The 19978-nt window shown below is 60.6% G+C and carries 22 protein-coding genes; 10 read left to right on the top strand and 12 right to left on the bottom strand.

Going from position 1 to position 19978, the window contains the following annotated elements:
* Positions 1-96: 96 nt before the first annotated feature.
* Genes maiA through hmgA form a run of 3 tightly spaced genes read right to left on the bottom strand, consistent with a single transcriptional unit; the run spans position 97 to position 3357 of the window.
* Entirely contained in the window at positions 97-732 is a 636-nt protein-coding gene (maiA, locus tag AC27VU_RS05350) for a maleylacetoacetate isomerase (protein WP_103521449.1), read from the bottom strand.
* A gap of 12 nt (positions 733-744) precedes the next feature.
* Positions 745-2049, bottom strand: a complete 1305-nt coding sequence (gene fahA, locus AC27VU_RS05345; RefSeq protein ID WP_003221764.1) for a fumarylacetoacetase — start codon at positions 2047-2049, stop codon at positions 745-747.
* Positions 2050-2052: 3 nt separating this feature from the next.
* Entirely contained in the window at positions 2053-3357 is a 1305-nt protein-coding gene (gene hmgA / locus AC27VU_RS05340) for a homogentisate 1,2-dioxygenase (RefSeq protein ID WP_488723590.1), read from the bottom strand.
* A 164-nt stretch (positions 3358-3521) separates the two neighbouring features.
* Here hmgA and AC27VU_RS05335 point away from each other — a divergent pair, with 164 nt between their 5' ends.
* Positions 3522-4316 carry an IclR family transcriptional regulator gene (locus tag AC27VU_RS05335; RefSeq protein ID WP_103521452.1) on the top strand — a complete coding sequence of 265 codons (795 nt, stop codon included), beginning with the start codon at positions 3522-3524 and terminating at the stop codon, positions 4314-4316.
* 24 nt (positions 4317-4340) lie between these two features.
* Here the strand turns inward: AC27VU_RS05335 and AC27VU_RS05330 are convergent, their stop codons facing one another.
* The 6 genes from AC27VU_RS05330 to AC27VU_RS05305 all read right to left on the bottom strand — a co-directional run bounded on the left by AC27VU_RS05330 (position 4341) and on the right by AC27VU_RS05305 (position 11701).
* Entirely contained in the window at positions 4341-6737 is a 2397-nt protein-coding gene (locus AC27VU_RS05330; RefSeq protein ID WP_488723589.1) for a dermonecrotic toxin domain-containing protein, read from the bottom strand.
* 971 nt (positions 6738-7708) lie between these two features.
* Positions 7709-8620: an SDR family oxidoreductase gene (locus tag AC27VU_RS05325; protein ID WP_201135777.1), complete on the bottom strand. Its 912-nt coding sequence runs from the start codon at positions 8618-8620 to the stop codon at positions 7709-7711.
* A 202-nt stretch (positions 8621-8822) separates the two neighbouring features.
* Entirely contained in the window at positions 8823-9725 is a 903-nt protein-coding gene (locus tag AC27VU_RS05320; RefSeq protein WP_488723588.1) for an alpha/beta fold hydrolase, read from the bottom strand.
* Positions 9725-10507: a class II aldolase/adducin family protein gene (locus AC27VU_RS05315; protein WP_338800837.1), complete on the bottom strand. Its 783-nt coding sequence runs from the start codon at positions 10505-10507 to the stop codon at positions 9725-9727. Before AC27VU_RS05315 ends, AC27VU_RS05320 begins: the two co-directional genes overlap by 1 nt.
* Positions 10508-10638: 131 nt before the next feature.
* Complete coding sequence (locus AC27VU_RS05310) at positions 10639-11325, bottom strand: LrgB family protein (RefSeq protein ID WP_103485812.1); 687 nt, start codon at positions 11323-11325, stop codon at positions 10639-10641.
* Complete coding sequence (locus AC27VU_RS05305) at positions 11315-11701, bottom strand: CidA/LrgA family protein (RefSeq protein ID WP_007968058.1); 387 nt, start codon at positions 11699-11701, stop codon at positions 11315-11317. The genes AC27VU_RS05310 and AC27VU_RS05305 overlap by 11 nt, the downstream gene beginning before the upstream one ends.
* A 94-nt stretch (positions 11702-11795) precedes the next feature.
* On the opposite strand from AC27VU_RS05305, the gene AC27VU_RS05300 reads away from it, so the two are divergent.
* On the top strand, positions 11796-12683 hold the full coding sequence (locus AC27VU_RS05300) for a LysR family transcriptional regulator (protein ID WP_045122297.1): 888 nt from the start codon (positions 11796-11798) through the stop codon (positions 12681-12683).
* Here AC27VU_RS05300 and AC27VU_RS05295 read toward each other — a convergent pair.
* Positions 12673-13128 carry a flavodoxin gene (locus AC27VU_RS05295; RefSeq protein WP_488723587.1) on the bottom strand — a complete coding sequence of 152 codons (456 nt, stop codon included), beginning with the start codon at positions 13126-13128 and terminating at the stop codon, positions 12673-12675. The two genes, AC27VU_RS05300 and AC27VU_RS05295, sit on opposite strands and share 11 nt — an antisense overlap.
* Before the next feature lie 153 nt (positions 13129-13281).
* Here AC27VU_RS05295 and AC27VU_RS05290 point away from each other — a divergent pair, with 153 nt between their 5' ends.
* Both AC27VU_RS05290 and AC27VU_RS05285 read left to right on the top strand, forming a co-directional pair.
* The gene (locus AC27VU_RS05290; RefSeq protein ID WP_488723586.1) at positions 13282-13758 is read left to right on the top strand and encodes a PAS domain-containing protein; all 477 of its coding nucleotides are present in this window, start codon (positions 13282-13284) and stop codon (positions 13756-13758) included.
* 55 nt (positions 13759-13813) lie between these two features.
* Complete coding sequence (locus AC27VU_RS05285; RefSeq protein WP_003221742.1) at positions 13814-14419, top strand: hypothetical protein; 606 nt, start codon at positions 13814-13816, stop codon at positions 14417-14419.
* A 3-nt stretch (positions 14420-14422) separates the two neighbouring features.
* Here the strand turns inward: AC27VU_RS05285 and AC27VU_RS05280 are convergent, their stop codons facing one another.
* Positions 14423-15382: a MerR family transcriptional regulator gene (locus AC27VU_RS05280; protein ID WP_488723585.1), complete on the bottom strand. Its 960-nt coding sequence runs from the start codon at positions 15380-15382 to the stop codon at positions 14423-14425.
* A 210-nt stretch (positions 15383-15592) separates the two neighbouring features.
* On the opposite strand from AC27VU_RS05280, the gene AC27VU_RS05275 reads away from it, so the two are divergent.
* From AC27VU_RS05275 to AC27VU_RS05250, 6 genes are all read left to right on the top strand, one after another.
* Positions 15593-16162: a putative antibiotic biosynthesis monooxygenase gene (locus AC27VU_RS05275; protein WP_103485807.1), complete on the top strand. Its 570-nt coding sequence runs from the start codon at positions 15593-15595 to the stop codon at positions 16160-16162.
* Positions 16163-16341: 179 nt separating this feature from the next.
* Positions 16342-17052: a dihydromonapterin reductase gene (gene folM, locus AC27VU_RS05270; RefSeq protein WP_488723584.1), complete on the top strand. Its 711-nt coding sequence runs from the start codon at positions 16342-16344 to the stop codon at positions 17050-17052.
* A 21-nt stretch (positions 17053-17073) separates the two neighbouring features.
* Entirely contained in the window at positions 17074-17634 is a 561-nt protein-coding gene (gene folE / locus AC27VU_RS05265) for a GTP cyclohydrolase I FolE (RefSeq protein WP_003221735.1), read from the top strand.
* Positions 17635-18006: a dihydroneopterin triphosphate 2'-epimerase gene (gene folX, locus AC27VU_RS05260; protein ID WP_003221732.1), complete on the top strand. Its 372-nt coding sequence runs from the start codon at positions 17635-17637 to the stop codon at positions 18004-18006.
* Between the two features lie 68 nt (positions 18007-18074).
* Positions 18075-18371, top strand: a complete 297-nt coding sequence (locus AC27VU_RS05255) for a DUF1244 domain-containing protein (RefSeq protein WP_003221730.1) — start codon at positions 18075-18077, stop codon at positions 18369-18371.
* The gene (locus tag AC27VU_RS05250) at positions 18364-18702 is read left to right on the top strand and encodes a HopJ type III effector protein (RefSeq protein ID WP_102900671.1); all 339 of its coding nucleotides are present in this window, start codon (positions 18364-18366) and stop codon (positions 18700-18702) included. Before AC27VU_RS05255 ends, AC27VU_RS05250 begins: the two co-directional genes overlap by 8 nt.
* A 183-nt stretch (positions 18703-18885) precedes the next feature.
* On the opposite strand, the gene trxB is transcribed toward AC27VU_RS05250, so the two are convergent.
* Complete coding sequence (trxB, locus tag AC27VU_RS05245) at positions 18886-19848, bottom strand: thioredoxin-disulfide reductase (RefSeq protein ID WP_003221727.1); 963 nt, start codon at positions 19846-19848, stop codon at positions 18886-18888.
* Positions 19849-19978: the final 130 nt, after the last annotated feature.

The following is a 19978-nucleotide window of genomic DNA, read 5'->3' as shown; positions in this document are numbered from 1 at the left end:
CAGGTGGGAGCGGGCTTGCTCGCGAAAGCGGTGTGTCAGTCAACATCCCCGTAGCTGACACTCCGCTTTCGCGAGCAAGCCCGCTCCCACAGGGTCTTACGGTGTATCGGGCTGGTTGGCCGGATGCGCCTTGATGAACGCCGGATGCTCAGCCGCCAACGCCGCCACCCGCCGAATCCGTGGATAAGCCTCAAGACTCACGCCGAACCGCTCGGCCGCATACAACTGCGGAATCAGATAAACATCCGCCACACACGGCCACTCGCCGAAACAGAAACCGCTGTCACCAATCAATTGCTCGACGGTCGCCAGCCCCTGACTGATCCAGTGCGCGATCCACTCCACCACCTGCGGCTCTTCATGGCCCAACTGACGCAGGCGATTGAGCACGCTAACGTTATGCAGCGGATGCACATCGCAGCCGATCACCGCCGCCACGCCGCGCACATGGGCACGGGCGGCAAGGTCTTCGGGCAGCAGTGGCAGCTGTGGATAACGTTCTTCCAGGTACTCGATGATCGCCGGCGACTGAATCAGCAACTCGCCTTCATCGGTGCGCAAGGCCGGCACCCGGCCCTGCGGATTGATCGCCAGATACGCCGCCTGCCGATGCTCGCCCCCGGACGGCGCGATCAGGTTGACCGGCAACGCGGTGTAGTCGAGCCCTTTCAGCGCCAGAGCAATGCGCACCCGGTATGACGAGGTCGAGCGGTAATAGGTGTAGAGATCCATGATCCGCTCCTGTCAGCGCGCCGCCAGCACTTTGCCGCGGCATTCACCGAAGCCGATCGAGGCGAAACCGTCACGGGCGCAGCGCGCACGCAGAATGATTTCGTCGCCGTCCTCAAGGAATTTGCGCACTTCGCCGGAGGCCAGTTCGATCGGCTTTTTACCGCCCTCGGTGATTTCCAGCAGGCTGCCGAACTGACCGCTTTGCGGGCCGGACAAAGTCCCCGAACCGAACAGGTCACCGGCCTGCAACTGGCAGCCGTTGACGCTGTGGTGCGCGACCATTTGCGCGACGGTCCAGTACATGTAGCGGGTGTTGCTCAGGGTCAGGCGATGGGCCGGCAGATTCTGTTCGCGCATGGCTTCGGTGAGCAGCAGCACTTCCAGTTCAATATCGAATGCGCCAGCGTCCTGATCGCGTTTGTCGAACAGGTATGGCAGCGGCTGCGGATCACCTTCCGGGCGCGCAGGTTGTGGGGTGCGGAATGGCTCCAGCGCTTCGGCCGTCACCACCCACGGCGACACACTGGTGATGAAGCTCTTGGAGAGGAACGGGCCGAGCGGCTGGTATTCCCAGGCCTGGATATCGCGGGCCGACCAGTCGTTGAGCAGGCAGAAACCGGCGATGTGTTCGGCGGCGTCACCGATGGCGATCGGCTCGCCCATTTCGTTGCCCTGGCCGATCCAGATGCCCAGCTCCAGTTCGTAGTCCAGACGTGCGCAAGGGCCGAAGGTCGGCTCGCTCGCACCGGCCGGCAGGGTCTGGCCTTTCGGACGACGCACGTCGGTGCCGGAGGCGCGCACGGTGGAGGCGCGACCGTGGTAGCCGATCGGCACGTGCTTGTAGTTCGGCAGCAGTGGATTGTCCGGACGGAACAGTTTGCCGACGTTCTGCGCGTGCTCGATGCCCACGTAGAAGTCGGTGTAATCGCTGATGCGCGCCGGCAGGTGCAACTGGCAATCGGCAGCCAGTGGCAACAGTTTCGCGCCTTGGGCTTCGATGGCGCCGCGATGGCTGCTGCCCTCGCTGAACAATTCCAGCAAACGGCTGCGCAAGGCTACGCGGGCTTCGCGACCGAGGTCGAAGAAGGCGTTCAGCAGACCGCCGTGCATGGCTTCGACCGCGCTGCGTGCCGCGCCGTCGAACAGCCCGGCTTCGAGCGCCACTTGCAGATCGAAAATGTGCTCGCCGATCGCCACGCCTGCGCGCGGCGCCGCGCCATTGAGGCTGAACACGCCCAGCGGCAGGTTCTGCAACGGAAAATCCGCGTGGCCGTTGGCCGAAGCAACCCAACTGCGGGTGATGGAAGTCTGAGTCATGGGTTATCTCCGGGTCGGGTCGAACGTGGCGGGCAGCGTGGCCCAGCAGGCGTCGTAATTGGATTGCAGTTGCGGGCAGTCGAGGGCGAAGCGGCTCGGGCGCAGCACCTGACTGGTCTCGAACATGAAGGCCATGGTGTTGTCGATCTTCGCTGGTTTGAGTTCGGCGTTGATCGCTTTGGTGCAGGTTTCGCCATCCGGGCCATGGGCGCTCATGCAACTGTGCAGGGACGCACCGCCGGGCACGAAACCTTCAGCCTTGGCGTCGTACTCGCCCTGAATCAGGCCCATGAATTCGTTCATCAGATTGCGGTGGAACCACGGTGGACGGAAGGTGTTCTCGGCGACCATCCAGCGTGGCGGGAAGATCACGAAGTCGAGGTTGGCCAGCCCGTGCACGCTGGTCGGCGAGGTCAGTACGGTGAAGATCGACGGATCCGGGTGATCGAAGCTCACGGTGCCGATGGTGTTGAAACGGCGCAGGTCGTATTTGTACGGCACGTTGTTGCCGTGCCAGGCCACCACGTTCAACGGCGAATGATCGAGCTCGGTGCCCCACAACTGGCCGAGGAATTTCTGCACCAGCGTGGTCGGCTGCTGCAGGTTTTCGTAGGCGGCGACCGGGGCGAGGAAGTCCCGCGGATTGGCCAGACCGTTGCTGCCGATCGGCCCCAGATCCGGCAGGCGCAGCGGCGCGCCGTGGTTCTCGGCAACGTACCCGCGCGCTTGCGGATCAAGCAGCTCGACGCGGAATTTCAGGCCACGCGGCAGCACGGCGATTTCCAGCGGCGCGACTTCGAGCACACCGAGTTCGGTGGCAATCCGCAGACGCCCGAGTTGCGGCACCAGCAGCAGTTCGCCGTCGGCGTTGTAGAACACCCGCTCCATCGAGCGGTTGGCGGTGTAGTGATAGATGCTGATGCCGGCAGGTTTTTCCGCCGCCGAATTGGCGACCATGCCGACCAGACCGTCGATGAAGTCGGTCGGTTCGGCGGGGATCTGCAGCGGGTTCCAGCGCAGGCGATTGGGGGTCACTTCACCCAGCGGGCCGCCGGCCAGTTGCCGCTCCAGTTTGACGAACGCCGGGTGATTGGCCGACGGCTGAATGCGATACATCCAGGTGCGCCGGGCTTCACTGCGGGTCATGGTGAATGCAGTGCCGGAGAGCAATTCGGTGTAGAGGCCGTAGGGGGCTTTTTGCGGGGAGTTCTGGCCGATGGGCAAGGCGCCGGGCAACGCTTCACTGCTGAATTCGTTGCCGAAACCGGACTGGTACGCCAGCTCCGACGCGTTTGAATCGAGGTTCATGGAGCCTCCTGAACAGGGAGTCGGCAGTGGCCCATCGCTCTGGCTCAGAGGTTTGCGCACGCCGGGGTTGTTATTATCGTAATTCGATTACGCATAACGTAATTTGCTCGCTATCCAGCGTCAAGCTATAAAGACGCCCATTCGTTTTGGAACCCGGCCGCACCATGGAAAAAACCAGCGACAGTAACGGCAAACAGAAAGTCCGCTCCGCCGAGGTCGGCACCGACATTCTCAAGGCTTTGGCCGAGTTGTCGCCGTCCACCTCGCTGTCGCGTCTGGCCGAACATGTGCAGATGCCGGCCAGCAAGGTGCACCGCTATCTCCAGGCCCTGATCGCCAGCGGCTTCGCCGAGCAGAACGCCGCCACCAACCATTACGGCCTCGGCCGTGAAGCGTTGCGCGTGGGCCTTGCAGCCCTGAACAGTATGGACGTACTCAAAGTCGCCGCCCTGCCCCTGTCCGAGTTGCGCGACGAACTGAACGAAACCTGTTTTCTCGCGGTGTGGGGTAATCAGGGCGCGACCGTGGTGCACATCGAGCCGGCGGTGCGCGCGGTGACGGTGGTGACGCAATTGGGTTCGGTATTACCGCTGCTCAGTTCGTCCACCGGGCTGGTGTTCAGCGCCTACCTGCCACATCGCGAAACCGATGAATTGCGCGAGCAGGAAACCGCCGTCGCCAATCATCCGCTGGCCGATGAAAAAACCTATTCGGACCTGTGCGAACAGATCCGCGCGCGCAGCCTGCATCATGTGCATGGCTTGCTGATGCCCGGTGTGGACGCGCTGTCGGCGCCGGTGTTCAACGCGGTCGGGCAGATCGCCGCCGTGCTCACCATCGTCGGCCCGACTTCGCTGTTCCACGCCGATGAAAACGGCCCGGCTGCCCAGCGTTTGCTGGCGGCAGCGCGAGCCGTCAGTTGGCGAATGGGCTATCAGGCCGACGACCTCCATCCCTGAAGCGCCGCCGGCCATGTCTCGCAATCAGGCGAGGGTGGTTTTGCTGGCAGTGCTCTGCGGGTCATCAAGGATCTCTTGAATCACCTCCAGCAAGCGTTTGGGCAATCGAGTCTGACCGGACGCTTCGGCTACCAGCTTCTCGATCACGTAAGCATCGCCTATCAGCCCGATGACGTTTTTCTGCACTTGGGTCACCGACGCCTTGGTGAACCCGGCCTTGCCCAGGGATGCCAACTCGATCAGCGCGTCCTTGAAATGCCCGATGGCGCGTGCCCGGTCGCCCAACCCATAAGCCTCGAACCCTTGCACCATCGCTTTGGTGAACAGCACGGCCGTGAGGGCGATGCCGACGGGCGCGAACACAATACTGATGGCTCCCGCCGCCGCGACCACCGCGTCGAACAGCAGACCGCCGATGATTTCCTTGAGGCTTCGGGTCTTTTCATCCACATCGGCAATCACCTTGTGCAGAACGCTTTCGTAACACTCGTTGAAGTCGGTGATGTGAATCCTGCCATTGAGCGTTGGGGCCTGCGTGGCTCTGGACGATTCTTCAAGCTCACGCAGATAGCTCCCCACCTGCAGCTGATGCTTCACGTAGAGCCGCTGATGCAGGTAGTCGCCCAGGCCTAGTGTCTTGACCGCACTGACAAACTCGCTGAACGGTCGCAACTCGCGGCCATCCGGAGCATCGGGGGTAAACAGGTATTCGATGACCTGCCCCTGCAGACGCAGCCTGAACACATAGACCCCCACTACCGGCCGCAACAACAGATGCAACTGATGCAGAACACTGTGCCCGACGTTGCCGAAGGCGTCGGCCTGCCGGGTGATCTGTCGCGGATCATTTTCGACGTACAGGTTGACTACCCCGAGCAAGGCCTCAACGTGCGCCTGCGGCAGTTGCCCATTGAACTGTCCCTGCATGATCGCCACCCGCATCCGCCGCTGGAGGATGGCCAGTGCAATGCCTCGCTTGAGCAGCCCCTCGGAATTGGCTGGATTGAGGTCAACGGCGCGCAGCTGACCGATGTATTGCTCCCCCGGACGCAAGGTTCTCGACCAACTGGCGATGTCACGGATATCCAGCCCAGTGAACGGCGGATGCCCGTCCAGCAGCACGAAACGCGGGTATAGCGGCTGCCCCGTTTGATCGGCATAAAACGCGACCTCACCCACGATCAACTCATGCAAGGTCATCCTCTGTCGCTCGTCGATCTGCACCTCGATCAGGTCCGGATCGATGACAACCTGCCGGCCCCGTTGCAACAAGACTTCTTCTACCCGCGCCTTGATCAGATCACGGCAAAACTTTTCATAGGATGCAAAACCGCACTGGCGTATCTGGATGGTCTGCAGCGCCTTGAGTTCGCAGTTGATCCGGGTGAAGCCCTGACGCAACGTTTCATCCGCCGTGCGGTAGCCGTATGGCGTCTGACCTTCTTCCTGCGACACCCGCCAGGCGCGCTCGTTGAAAACCAGAGGGTCGAGCACTTCGGCACCGCCAGAGTGCGCGGGCGCGAGCGTCAGGCCGATCCAGGCATCGCCGCGCTGAGAAGCCTGCTTGAGGTAACCAGTGATTTGCTGGCGATCCAGGGCATGGGACTGCCAGGTCAGATAGTCACGTCCACGCTCGGTGGCCGCCCAGGCCGCTACTTCAAGATTGAGGATTCGGAAGGTGTGTTTCTCATACCAGTCCCGACCGTCGGGCGACCCCGGGGCATACAGCAGCCAGCTATCCTCGCCCGCGCCGCGACTGCCGACGGCCACCAGATCCTTGAGCGCGCGGACGTCCGCACGCAGCTGCAAAGGGGCAATCGTCAGCGCCGCGTCCCCCGCGACGGCTCTTTGAATCCGCTGCAAGTTGGCATCACTCAAATGTCCCTGACACTTCGCGGCAAAAGCACTCAGCAGCAATTGATCACGGATGAGACTGTTCAAGGCTGCCAGCACGCCCTGGCGTTCGTACGCCTTGCGCAAGCGGACACCGTATTCGGCGCGAACACTGCTGGTGACGATTTTTTCCAGCCATGGCTGGTTCAGACCCGCGGGCAGTCCGTCCCCGGAAAAGCTGATTCGCCCGCGCATGCCCGGCTCATGCAGGCCTTGCAGCAACAGATCCGTCAACGAGCGCCTGTCCTCCTGAATCACCGTGCGCCCCGCCGCCTGGAATACATAACGGCTGTGAGTGACGATCAAATCGGGATCCAGTGGGTTGCCGAAGTCCTGCTCCAACTCCCGACTCATCAGTGAACGGGCGAAAGCGCGCAAACTTGCGGCGTCCTCCAGTTGCCGATCCAGCTCGACCTGGCTATCGACCCACTGCTGTTCCAGCTCGCAGTACTTAAGTTTCTCTTCCGCCCCTACACGGCTCAGCCATGTCGGCGCAGTGCTGTCTTGAGTGAGAATATGTGTGTTCATGACGTTCATTGAATTGCCCTTATGAGAAGTCGATCAGCCAATTCCAAAAATTGGCAACCCAATCTAAATAAGGACAAACCAACTCCCAACCTCACAACCAATACCAAAATCCAGAGAACATGACCGCATATGACACAGCGTTAATGTCGAAACATAAATGTGATTTGACCCACACCGCACTCGACTGACGTCTAGTGCCTCTGCCCTGTATTCGTTATTCAGCAATCCCATTGAATAGAGACGCCAGGATCGGCAACTTCACATCGTGCAAAAGAAACAGCATTGCTGCGGCAATATATTGATCAAAATAAGCATCGGCCCCTCAGTGGCGCCACGACATGGACTGCACGCGGCTGCCCTCTGGCGAAGGGGCAATGCCCTCGTTGAGCCCTTGGACTGTTGCATGCCCCGTAACAGTGCATGTCCGGAATCGGTATTTTTCCTTCGGATCGAACCCCTTATTCTGAGCGGGCTTTCACGGCAGGCGCCGTGAAGCAGGAAGCCTTGGCTGCTGAGCCCCTCACGCCATCGCTGACCGTTTTCAGATCAATCGAATCTTCGGATTGATCGCCCCGGTGTTCACTGACGTTGATTTGTAGCTCCTTGATCCAACGTCTTACCTTGGCCGCTGCGTTTGCAGCGGCCTTTTTTATGCCTGACAAAAAGCAAGCGTACCCTCCTGAAAGAAAACTCCGAAAAACCCATCGAACACTTCTTATTGCGTAGAAGTACACAACCCTGCGATTAAAGAAAATTCGAAAGCGCACTCAATCAAACAAGCTTTAATTCATGGAGTGTTCAGACTTTGAATTCAGGCCTTGTCGCAACTTAAAACGACTCAAGCATCGCCTCTCGACAAGGATCGTATTGCCGACCGTCAAGGCACGGCGTGCTGCCAATGGAAAGCCCGGATTCAAACTTATAAATAAAAAAACGAGCAAACACTTTGTGCCTGCTCGTTATTTTTCCTGTTAAAGCGAATACTTCTGCAAATTCCCCATCATCTCCTTCAACGCTTCAATATTGTCCTTCGGATGCGCCGCGCCCTCGAAATCGCAGATCTGTTGCCAGTGCGCCGCGACATCTTCCGGGGAGAAGCCGCTGCGGGGATCGAACCCGGCGCCGAGGCTGCGTTCCCAGCGCACCTTGCCCATCCAGCCGCCACCGACTTCAAACAGGCCGGAGGTCTCCTGGCACTGCTCGCTGGCCAGGTACACCACCAGCGGGCTGACCAGTTCCGGTTTGAGCTGTTCGAACACTTGCGGCGGGATCAGGCCTTCGGTCATGCGCGTGCCACCGGTGGGGGCGATGGCGTTGACCAGGATGTTGTTCTTGCGTCCTTCGATGGCCAGGGTTCGGGTCAGTCCGTAGAGACCAAGTTTGGCCATGCCATAGTTGGACTGGCCGAAGTTGCCATAGATGCCCGAAGTCGAAGCCGTGAAGATCACCCGACCGTAGCTTTGCTCGCGCAGGTGCGGCCAGGCGGCGCGGGTGACTTTGTAGGCGCCTTCGACGTGGACGCGATAGACCAGATCCCAGTCGGCGTCGTCCATCTTGTGAAAGGTCTTGTCGCGCAGGATCCCGGCGTTGTTCACCACCACGTCGACACGGCCAAAGACATCGAGGGCGTTTTGCACCAGTTTGTCGCCGTCGGTGACCGAATCGTGGTTGGCCTCGGCGATGCCGCCGGCTTCGCGAATTTCCGCCACCACACGGTCGGCGGCGGAGGCGTTGGCACCTTCCCCCTGGGTCGAGCCGCCGAGGTCGTTGACCAGCACTCTGGCGCCGTGCCGGGCGAACAGCAAAGCGTGCGCACGACCGAGGCCACCACCGGCGCCGGTGACGATCACGACTTTATCTTCGAAACGTACGGACTCATTCATCGCGGGAACTCCAGCTGGCCTGAGGGACAATAATCCCGAGTGTCAGGCACGGGGCGTTCGGTCACAACGAACACGGCTGGGGCTGAATGGTGGGCGATAAGGCTGGGGGATGATGAACAGCAAAATCAAAAGATCGCAGCCTGCGGCAGCTCCTACAGAAGATCGGTGCAGGAGCTGGCGCAGGCTGCGATCTCTTGATCTTTCAGGAACACGCCACCTTGCGTGGCGGCAACTCCAGGCGCTCACGAAACGCCAGATAATGCTTGAGCACCTGCACCGGCGCTTCGATCTGCGGATAGTGGCCGATGCCCGGCAACAGTACGGTGTCGGCCTCGGTAATCAGCTTGCGGTAACGCTCGACCATGTGCGCACCGGAGATCGGATCGACTTCGCCATCGATCACTCGCAACGGCACCTCACCACGTTGCATCGCCGACACCCAGCGGTCACGTTGCACCCGACGCTCCGGGATATAGCCGATCAATTTGTGCAGGATGCGCGGGCCGCGATGGGTCTCGATCAGACTCCAGAAATCATCCAGTTCGCTCTCGCTGGGCCGGGTCTGCGGGCCGAAAATCTGCCGAAAACTTTTCACCAATGCATCACGGGTAAACGCACGCCCGATCATCCAGCCCACCGGACTGAGCAGCAGCTTTTGCATCAACACCGGTCTATGGGTTTCCGGGAACAGGCCGCCATTGAGAAAGACACAACTGGCGACCTCGATACGATTTTCGTAATGCCGGGCGAGCAGTTCCTGGGCAACGCTGTCGCCATAATCGTGGGCCAGCAGGTGCACCGCTTGCTCGACCTGAAGATGCGCCAACAGCGCCTGTTGCAGGTCGGCCTGCTCCAGCAGGCTGTACTGGTGATTCAGCGGTTTGGCCGAATCACCGAAACCGAGCATGTCGCAGGCGATCACTCGGTAACGCTGGGCCAGCGGCTGCCACAGGTAGTGCCAGTCCCAACTGGCCGTCGGGAAACCATGGATCAGCAGCAGCGGTTCACCCTGCCCCGCCGTCCAGTAACGGATCGACTGGCCGCGAAAGACAAACGTCCGGCTGCGTTTGCGCCAGACACACAGAGGAATCTCGGCAAGAGGCATTAGAGTTTATATCCGGGGTCTTGTTTATCGAGTTTGCGCAGCAGTGCCGGCCAAGCCAGCGCGCCGCCCATGCCTTGAGCACTTTTGGTCACGCCGGCGATCATCGCCTTGGCGCCCGCGAGGATTTGCGGTTCGATGGCGATCAGTTCAGCACCGCCGGTTTGCGCCATGACCTGAATGTCGCAGGCGCGCTGGAAGGTGAACATCATCAGAAAGGTGTCGGCGATGGTGCCGCCACAGGTCAACAGACCATGGTTGTGCAGCATCAGGAAATTGTTATCGCCCAGGTCGGCCTGCAAGCGCGCCTTCTCTTCGTGATTCAGCGCCACGCCTTCGTAGGCGTGATAGGCCAGGCTCGACAGCACGAACAGCGACTGCTGGCTGATCGGCAACACACCCTGTCTTTGCGCGGAAACGGCTACACCGGACGCGGTGTGGGTATGCAGCACACAAACCACATCGTGCCGTACCTCGTGCACGGCGCTGTGGATGGTGTAACCGGCGGGATTGATTTCGTAGGGACTGTCCATGAGCTTGTTGCCGGCCTGATCGACTTTGACCAGGCTCGAGGCGGTGATCTCATGGAACATCAACCCGAACGGGTTGATCAAGAAGTCTTCGGTGCCCGGAACCTTGGCGGAAATGTGGGTGAAGATCAGGTCATCCCAGCCATGCAGCGCCACCAGTCGATAGCAGGCGGCCAGATCGACCCGGGTCTGCCATTCCGCGGCACTGACCTGGTCTTTGACATCAAGGGGCGATTGGACGGGGGCTACGCTCACTGTATGCACCTCTGCGTTCTTATTGTTTTGCACGTGTCAGCAGTCTAGTCAGCTCCCACAATTCACGTAGTTGCATTGCCAGCCAGCTTGATGACTGAGCGGGTCAGCAATGCAAACAGCTTGGATCCATGTCAAAGCAACGACGCCAACAAAGGCGCGGCGAACAGATTGAGCAGCCCGGTCAGCACCATCACCAGCCCCGCCACCGAGCCTTCCTCACCGCCCACTTCATGCGCCCGACTGACCCCGGCCCCATGCGCGCCAACCCCAAACAACGCACCACGCGCCAGCGCACTGCGCAGCGGCAACCACTTGAGCAATACACCGCCGAGCATCGCGCCGAACACGCCAGTGAACATCACGAACACCGCGGTGAGCTCGGGCACACCGCCCAGATCCTGCGCCAACGGCATGGCGAATGGCGTGGTGATCGAACGCGGCACCAGCGACATCGTGACTGAGGTGTCCAGCGCCAGCGCCCTGGCCAGTCCGAACGAGGTGGCGATCGACGCCGCGCTGCCGGCGAGCATACCCAGCAACAGCGCTGACCAGTGCCGCACCAACAAGCGCCGCTGTTGCCAGATCGGCACGGCGAAGGCGACCGTCACCGGCCCGAGCACCAGCATCAACCAATGGGTGTTGCTCGAATATTCGGCATACGCGGTGTGCAGCGGCACGGCGAGCGCCAGCAGCAGTGCCGGCACCAGAATCAGCGGCGACAGCAGATAGCGCCCGGTGCGCCGATAAATCCAGCGACTGAACAGGTACGCCAGCAGAGTGAAGGCGAGCCAGAACATCGGCATCCATTCAAGCTTCATGGGACCGCCTCAGACGCACGGCCAGCTCTACGGTGAACGCGGTCACCAGCATCACCATCAGGGTACTGGCGCCGATCACCAGCAGAATCCGCCAGCCGTCATTGCGTAACAGCGCGCCGTAGTCGAGCAGGCTCATCAGCGCCGGAATAAAGAACAGCAGCATCTCGGCCATCAGCAATCCGGCCCCCAGTTGCAGCGCCGCCGGTTTGACCCAGCCGAACGCGAACGCCAGCAGCAACAAGGCCATGCCGATGACTCCGCCGGGAATCGGCCAGGCCAGCCACGCGGCGATCTGGCAGCCGAGCAGGTAGAGACCGAGCAACACGGCCAGCTCGGCGAATAGACGGGAAAGATACTTGAGGGATGCGGCGTTCATGATGGGCTCCTGACAGGGGCTTATTTTACGAAGCGGCCTGTCATCCCAGAAGCGAATTGTTAGACTCAGCACTATTCCAAAACGGAATCGGATCATGGAATTCAAACAGCTGCGCAGTTTTGTCGAAGTCATGCATCAAGGTGGCTTCACCCAAGCGGCGAGAACCCTGCACATCAGCCAGTCGGCAGTGAGCAAGCAAGTCGCGCAACTGGAGCAGAGCCTCGGCACGCCGTTGCTCGAACGGCTCGGCTCGCAACTGCGCCTGACCGCCGCGGGCAGCGTGGTGCTGCAGCGGGCCGAAGGCATGTTGCGTTTGCGCAATGAGTTGCTGAGTGAGCTGGATGATCTGAGCCAACTGGCGCGCGGCGAATTGCGCCTCGGTCTGCCGCTGCTGGGCAGTGATGCGTTATTCGCCGGACTGTTCGCCGAGTATCGGCGGCGCTATCCGAACATCAGCATTCAATTGCTTGAAGGCGGCAGTCGCAACGTCGAGCAGGCGGTACTCAGCGGCGAACTGGAGTTGGGCGGCAGCCTGTTGCCGAAAGATCCGCAGTTCGACTTTCAGCCGTTCTGCGACGAGAAACTCGATGCGTTGCTGCCGGTGGATCATCCGTTGGCGGCTCGCGGCGAGATTGCTCTTGAGGAGTTGGCCGACACGCCGTTCCTGCTGTACCAGCGCAGTTTCGTGCTCAATGACCGGTTATTGCAGGCCTGCCAGCAAATGGGTTTCACCCCTAAAGAGGGTGGGCGCAGCGGCCAGGCGGACTTTCTCGTGGCACTGGTCGCCGCCGGGCAAGGCGTGGTGCTGCTGCCCAGCGTGGTCGCCCGGGCACTGGAGCGTCCGGGCGTGGTGCGCCTGACGTTGCGCGCGCCGGATTATCTGCGCTGGGACATCGCGTTCATCTGGCGTCAGGGCGCCTATCTGTCAAAAGCCGCCCAGGCCTGGCTGGCCTTGCTGCGCGAGCGCGCGATCAGCCCTTGAGCGTGGCGATCAGTTGCGCCAGCCATGGCTCGGCGTCGGCTTCCGGGGTCACGCTTTCGCTGGCGTCCAGACGCAGCATGTCCTGCACTTCGCGCACGCCCAGCTCGGCGAACAACTCGCGCATCAGTTCGCCGCCGCCGCAGAACGTATCGCCGTAACTGGCATCGCCCAAGCCGATCACCGCGCCGGGCAAGCCGCGCCAGGCCATTGGCAATTGATCGCGAATCGTCGAATACAGCGGCATGAGGTTATCCGGCAACTCGCCCATGCCGGTAGTCGAGGTCACGGCAAGCAGCGCTTCAGGGCCGAAAGACAGCAGATCCGCCAGGCTGGCACGTGGGCTGTAGAAGGTTTCAAAACCGGCGGCTTTCAACAGATTCTGGGCATGGCGAGCGACTTCTTCGGCAGTGCCGTAGACCGAACCGGAGAGAATGGCGACTTTCATCAAACGGATCCTGAAACGAAAAAAAAGAGCCGCGATAGTACCAGCCCGAAGGATGAAGTTGCGATTGGCTCTCAACGGACACTGATGGCCTATAGACAGCGCCGATTGATCTTCTAGAATGCGAGCCATCGACAATGCTGAAAGGATTCACAGATGATCAATGCCAGTCTGCTGCAAATGGTGATCAACGCGTCGAACGATGGAATTGTGGTGGCAGAGAAAGAAGGCGAGCAGGACAACATCCTGATCTATGTAAACCCGGCCTTCGAACGCCTGAGCGGCTACACCAGCGAAGAAATCCTCTATCAGGACTGCCGTTTTCTGCAGGCCGGAGACCGCGATCAGGCGAGCCTGACGCGGATTCGCGAGGTGCTGCGCAACGGTGGATCGTGTCGGGAAACACTGCGCAACTACCGCAAGGACGGCACGCCGTTCTGGAATGAGCTGTCACTGTCGACGGTGAAAAACGCGGATGACGGGCTGACTTACTTCGTCGGCGTGCAGAAGGATGTGACCGTTCAGGTCAAGGCCCAGCATCGTGTGACACAGCTGGAAGCCGAGGTCGCCGCACTGCAGGCGGAGCTGGCAGCTTTGAAAGCGACGAACGGCGCAAACAAAACTGCGAACTAAGTGTCATTAACTACAATCACCAATGACTTTGTAACTATTTCTTTCGAGCCAGGCCATGCAACGCGACGCACTCCTGACCCAGGATGAGCTGGATTTCATCCAGACCATGCAGCATAACCCGCAGCTTAATGTGCGGGATGCGACGTCGAGCCTGTTGGTCAACGGTGGTTCGCAAATCCGCGATCTGCTCACGCGCCTCGCTGCTCACGAACAAGTGACCATTCAGGCCAACTTCGAAAACCAGCAGATGACTTTCCCGCTGCATCTGGTGGAGGACGAATTCCACGCGCTGCATCTGCGTCTCGGTGTACCCAGCATTTACGAAGACGGCCCGATGATCCGGCCATGGCGTCTGACGCTCGAAGAACCGGTGGCACTGGAAAACGCCAAGGGCCAGCCGGGGGCGATGTGGGTTCACGAGGTATCGCACAAAGGCCTGCTGCTGGAGATGCGCAACAAAACCAAACCGCCGAGGCATTTCGCCCTGTGGTTCAGCCCGTCAGGTTATGAGCGGATCTCCCTGCGTGGCAACTTCGAGCGAGAGACCGAACAGGGTTTCTTTGCCTATGAACTCAGCCAGACCGATGCCGACGAAACCGAACGCCTGCGCCAGTTCATCCTGCAGCAACATCGCCTGACCCACCCTGCCCTGCACACCTGAAATTCACGTATCCAGTTTGCCCGCGAGAAACTGCGTCATGCGCTGACGCATTGTCGCCCCTTCGTTGCCCAGACAACCAATCGAAGAACCCGCCAGGCTGTCCTGCGCCAGATCCGCGGTATCACCGGCCAGCATCACCTGACAATCGAGGCTCAAGGCCAGACGGTTCAACCGTCGCGGCAAATCGGCTGTCGGAGCGTGATTGGAAAACAGCACCAGCGCCTGCGGCTTGATCCGCTCGCACACCAGCGCCAACTCATCGAATGGCTGACCGGTGGTCAGCACCCGCACCCCGGCGTCATTGCCACTGAGAAACAACGCGGCGACCAGCAACTCGAGCTCTCGGCACTGACCGGCCAGCGCGCTGACGACCACTTTGCGCGGCTGCGTGCCGCGCAGCACGACGATGCGCTGCAGGACCCGCGCCCGCAGAAAGCCATCGAAAAACAGCCACTCGCTGGTCTGGCCGAAGGCGTCCTGGCGCTGCAGCATCTGCAGCCACAAAGGCATGAGGATGTCCTGAAACACCACCGGCAACGCGTAGGACGAGAAGATCTGGTTGTAGACCTGATCCAGCGCCCGATCGTCAAATGAACGGACGGCGAGTTGCACCTGCTGCTGCCACTGCGCGTAATCAGCCTGTACCAGATCATCGGAAATAATATGGGCCAAGGCTTTCAACGGCTCGGTCCTGGCGAGGATCTTGCCGACCTTGCTCACGGCCACGCCGCGATCAATCCAGTCGACAATGCTGCGCACACGCTCGATTTCGGTCATCGAATACAGACGATGCCCGCTTTCGGTGCGCGTTGGTTGAATCAACCCGTAGCGACGCTCCCATGCACGTAGCGTGACGGGATTCACGCCCGTCAGCCGCGAAACCTCACGAATGGGAAACAGCTCTTCACGCTCGAGCGCGACAGAGGCCTGCGAGGCAGGGTGAATGTCCGTTATGACAGGCATTGTCCGATCAATGTCCTTGATGGTTCTTGGATCCCATTCTATATCCGATGCCCCATCAGCGTTCAAGCAATGATCTGCGACGAACGTCTCTGGTTTAATCACGAAAATCAGGAATAATCCTTGCTTGTTGAAAAGCGCAGGCTCCTACCCCCGCCTGCGTATTGCGAAGTTCCTACCCGGAGCGACGCACTCGGAATACGGAGATACATAATGTCTACTTCCCCCGTCACGCTGATGGTTGCGCGTCGCGTCGCCGACGGCCGCTATCAGGACCTGATGACCTGGCTGCGCGAAGGCGAACAACTGGCCACAGACTTTCCCGGTTACCTGGGTTCCGGCGTGCTCGCTCCGCCACCCGGTGACAACGAATTCCAGATCATTTTCCGCTTCGTCGACGAGCAGACCCTGCACGCCTGGGAGCACTCGGCCTCGCGTACCGCGTGGCTGGCCCGTGGCAGCGATCTGTTTGCACACCCCAAAGAACACCGCGTCAGCGGCATCGAAGGCTGGTTCGGCGCGGCCGGTCAACGGCCACCGCGCTGGAAACAGGCCGTGGCGATCTGGCTGGCGTTCTTCCCGGTGTCACTGCTGTTCAACTTTGTCCTCGGGCCGCTGCTGGGCGAGATGAGCCTGCTGCCGCGGGTGTTGATCAGCACGGCGTGCCTGACGCCGTTGATGGTGTATTTCTTTATTCCGTTGTCGACGCGGTTGCTGGCGAACTGGCTGAACAGTGTTCCAGCACCTCGACTGCCTGTTGAACCAGTGTCTCAAAACCGCTGAGAGCCCATGTGGGAGCGGGCTTGCTCGCGAAAGCGTCGTGTCAGTTGATGTATCCGTGCCTGGCACACCGCCTTCGCGAGCAAGCCCGGCTCCCACAAAAGCACAGCACCCGTCTTGCGATAGGTGGGCACCCCGCGTCACTGTTATAGTTTTTACTCCCACCGCGACGCGAGCCGTTCATGTCCATATCCTCCGCCCCGATCCTCATTACCGGTGCCGGCCAGCGTGTCGGTCTGCACTGCGCGCAGCGTTTGCTTGAGGACGGCCATCGGGTCATCTTTACCTACCGCAGCGAACGTCCCGGCGTGCAAACCTTGCAGGATCTGGGCGCTATCGGCGTGTTCGCGGACTTTTCCAGCGAAGCTGCCATCCTTGCCTTCATCGATGAACTGAAGACCCGCACCGATAGCCTGCGCGCCATCGTGCACAACGCCTCCGAATGGCTGGCGGAAACCCCGGGCAGTGAAGCTGAAGCCTTCTCGCGCATGTTCAACTTGCACATGCTCGCGCCATACCTGATCAACCTGCACTGCGCCGACATGCTCAAGCGCTCGACGCCGGCCGACATTATCCACATCAGCGACGATGTCACGCGCAAGGGCAGCAGCAAACACATCGGTTATTGCGCCAGCAAGGCCGGGCTCGACAGCCTGACCCTGTCCTTCGCCGCACGCTATGCGCCGGCAATCAAGGTCAACGGCATCGCGCCAGCCCTGCTATTGTTCAATCCCGACGACGACGCGGCGTACCGCGCCAAGGCACTGGCCAAATCCGCGCTGGGCATCGAGCCCGGCAGCGAAGTGATCTACCAGAGCCTGCGCTATCTGCTCGACAACCCCTATGTCACCGGCACGACCCTGACCGTCAACGGCGGACGTCACGTCAAATAAGTTGCTGCGCGAGGATCTGCCATGACCCGTTCCCTGCCCGAGAATTACCGCGAGATCCTCATCGGCCTCGGCGAAGATCCCGACCGCGAAGGCTTGCTCGACACGCCGCTGCGCGCGGCGAAAGCCATGCAGTATCTGTGTCACGGCTACGAACAGAGTGTGGATGAGATCGTCAATGGCGCGCTGTTCGCTTCCGACAGCGACGAGATGATCATCGTCGCCGACATCGAGCTCTACTCGTTATGCGAACATCACCTGCTGCCCTTCATCGGCAAGGCCCATGTGGCTTATATTCCGACAGGCAAGGTGCTGGGGCTGTCGAAGATCGCGCGGCTGGTGGACATGTTCGCCCGGCGCCTGCAGATTCAGGAAAACCTCACCCGGCAGATTGCCGATGCGGTGCAACAGGTCACCGATGCCGCCGGCGTCGCGGTGGTCATCGAGGCCCGGCACATGTGCATGATGATGCGCGGTGTCGAGAAACAGAATTCGACCATGAACACCTCGGTCATGCTCGGCGCCTTTCGCGAGTCGAGCAACACCCGCCAGGAGTTCCTGCAATTGATTGGACGGAGCAAGTAAATGTCACAACTTCAACCGGGAATGGCGCGCATCCGGGTCAAGGATCTGCGCCTGCGCACCTTTATCGGGATCAACGAGGACGAGATCCTCAACAAGCAGGATGTGCTGATCAACCTCACCATCCAGTACGCCGCGCAGGAAGCGGTGCGCGACAACGACATCGACCACGCGCTGAACTATCGCACCATCACCAAGGCGATCATCGCCCACGTCGAGGGCAATCGCTTTGCGCTGCTCGAACGCCTGACCCAGGAATTGCTGGACCTGGTGATGACCAATACCGCGGTGTTGTACGCCGAAGTCGAAGTCGACAAGCCGCATGCGCTGCGGTTTGCCGAGTCGGTGTCGATTACGCTCGCCGCCAGCCGCTGAGCATGTCTGGCGCATCGCGCGCCAGACTTTTATCATCCGCGCCACGAATAGACTGCACAGAGCCCATCATGACCGAGCAACAACGCCTCGAACTCGAAGCCGCCGCCTTCCGCCGGCTGGTCGCTCACCTGGACAGCCGCAAGGACGTGCAGAACATCGACCTGATGAACCTCGCCGGGTTCTGCCGCAACTGCCTGTCCAAGTGGTACAAGGCTGCCGCCGATGAGCAGCAGATCGAGGTCAGCCTCGATGACGCACGCGAAGTGGTTTACGGCATGCCTTACGCCGAGTGGAAAGCCCAATATCAGCAAGAAGCCAGCGCCGAGCAACAAGCGGCGTTCGCCAAAGGAAAACCCAATGAGTGATCTGAACACCCTGCGCGCCAGCCTCAAAAGCGGCGAGCACGCTTTCGCCGACACCCTGGCTTTCATCGCCGCCGGTTACGACTATCAGCCTCAGGCGTTCAACAACGGTGGCGTGGAAAACGCCGCCGGGCAGAACGAAGGCTCGTGCAAGACCCTGGGCCTGGCACTGCTGGAAGGCCTGAGCGATGAAGAAGCGCTGCTGGCGTTCGGTGAACATTACCGTTCGGTGGTGGCGACGCCTGAGGGCAGCGACCACGGCAATATCCGTGCGCTGATCAAGCACGGTCTGGCCGGCGTGAAGTTCACCGCTCAGCCCCTGACCCGCCGCTGAATCCCATAGACAACGCCATCCCCTGTGGGAGCGGGCTTGCTCGCGAAGGCGCCGTGTCAGGCGACTTTTCTTTGTCTGAGACAACGCTTTCGCGAGCAAGCCCGCTCCCACAGGGTTATGCGGTGTAGCGGAAACACGGGCACAAAAAAAACCGGCCGAAGCCGGTTTTTTTGTGTCTGCGATTTAGAACGAAGCGTTCTGCAGACCGTCCAGGTAACGCTCGGTGTCCAGTGCCGCCATGCAGCCGGCGCCGGCCGAGGTGATGGCCTGACGGTAAACGTGGTCGGCCACGTCACCGGCAGCGAAGATGCCTTCGACGCTGGTTGCAGTCGCGTTGCCGTCACGGCCGCCCTGCACCACCAGGTAACCGTCTTTCAGGGTCAACTGGCCTTCGAACAGCGAAGTGTTCGGAGTGTGGCCGATCGCGATGAATACGCCGTCGACCTTGATTTCGTCGAAGCTGCCGTCGTTGTTCTTCAGACGCGCACCGGTCACGCCCATGTTGTCGCCCAGCACTTCGTCGAGGTTGGCGTTCAACTTGAGGATGATCTTGCCTTCGGCCACACGGGCGTTGAGCTTGTCGATCAGGATCTTTTCGGCGCGGAAGGTTTCGCGACGGTGGATCAGGGTCACGGTGCTGGCGATATTGGCCAGGTACAGTGCTTCCTCAACAGCGGTGTTGCCACCGCCGACCACAGCCACTGGCTTGTTGCGGTAGAAGAAACCGTCGCAGGTCGCGCAGGCCGAAACGCCTTTGCCCATGAACGCTTCTTCCGACGGCAGGCCCAGGTAACGAGCGCTGGCGCCGGTGGCGATGATCAGGGCGTCGCAGGTGTAAGTCGCGCTGTCGCCGGTCAGGGTGTATGGCTTGGCAGCGAAGTCCACGGCGTTGATGTGATCGAAAACGATCTCGGTTTCAAAGCGCTCGGCGTGCTCGCGCATCCGCTCCATCAGCGCCGGACCGGTCAGGCCGTGAACGTCGCCTGGCCAGTTGTCGACTTCGGTGGTGGTGGTCAATTGACCGCCAGCCTGCATGCCGGTGATCAGCAGTGGCTTGAGGTTGGCACGGGCGGCGTAGACCGCAGCGCTGTAACCGGCAGGGCCGGAACCGAGAATAATCACTCGCGAATGACGGACTTCAGACATGACCTGCTCCTGTTGACCGGGCCGAAAGACTGGCGCGGAACGCCGGACTGCCGGCGGGAATAAAAAAGGACTGTGGATAACCTTGGGGAAGGCATGAGCTCGACAGTCCTGTAAAAAGTTGGGTGCAGCG

It is taken from the genome of Pseudomonas sp. 14P5.3.2, from assembly GCF_057799175.1.
The sequence above is the reverse complement of the archived record's forward strand: the minus strand, read 5'-3'. Positions and strand labels throughout refer to the sequence as shown.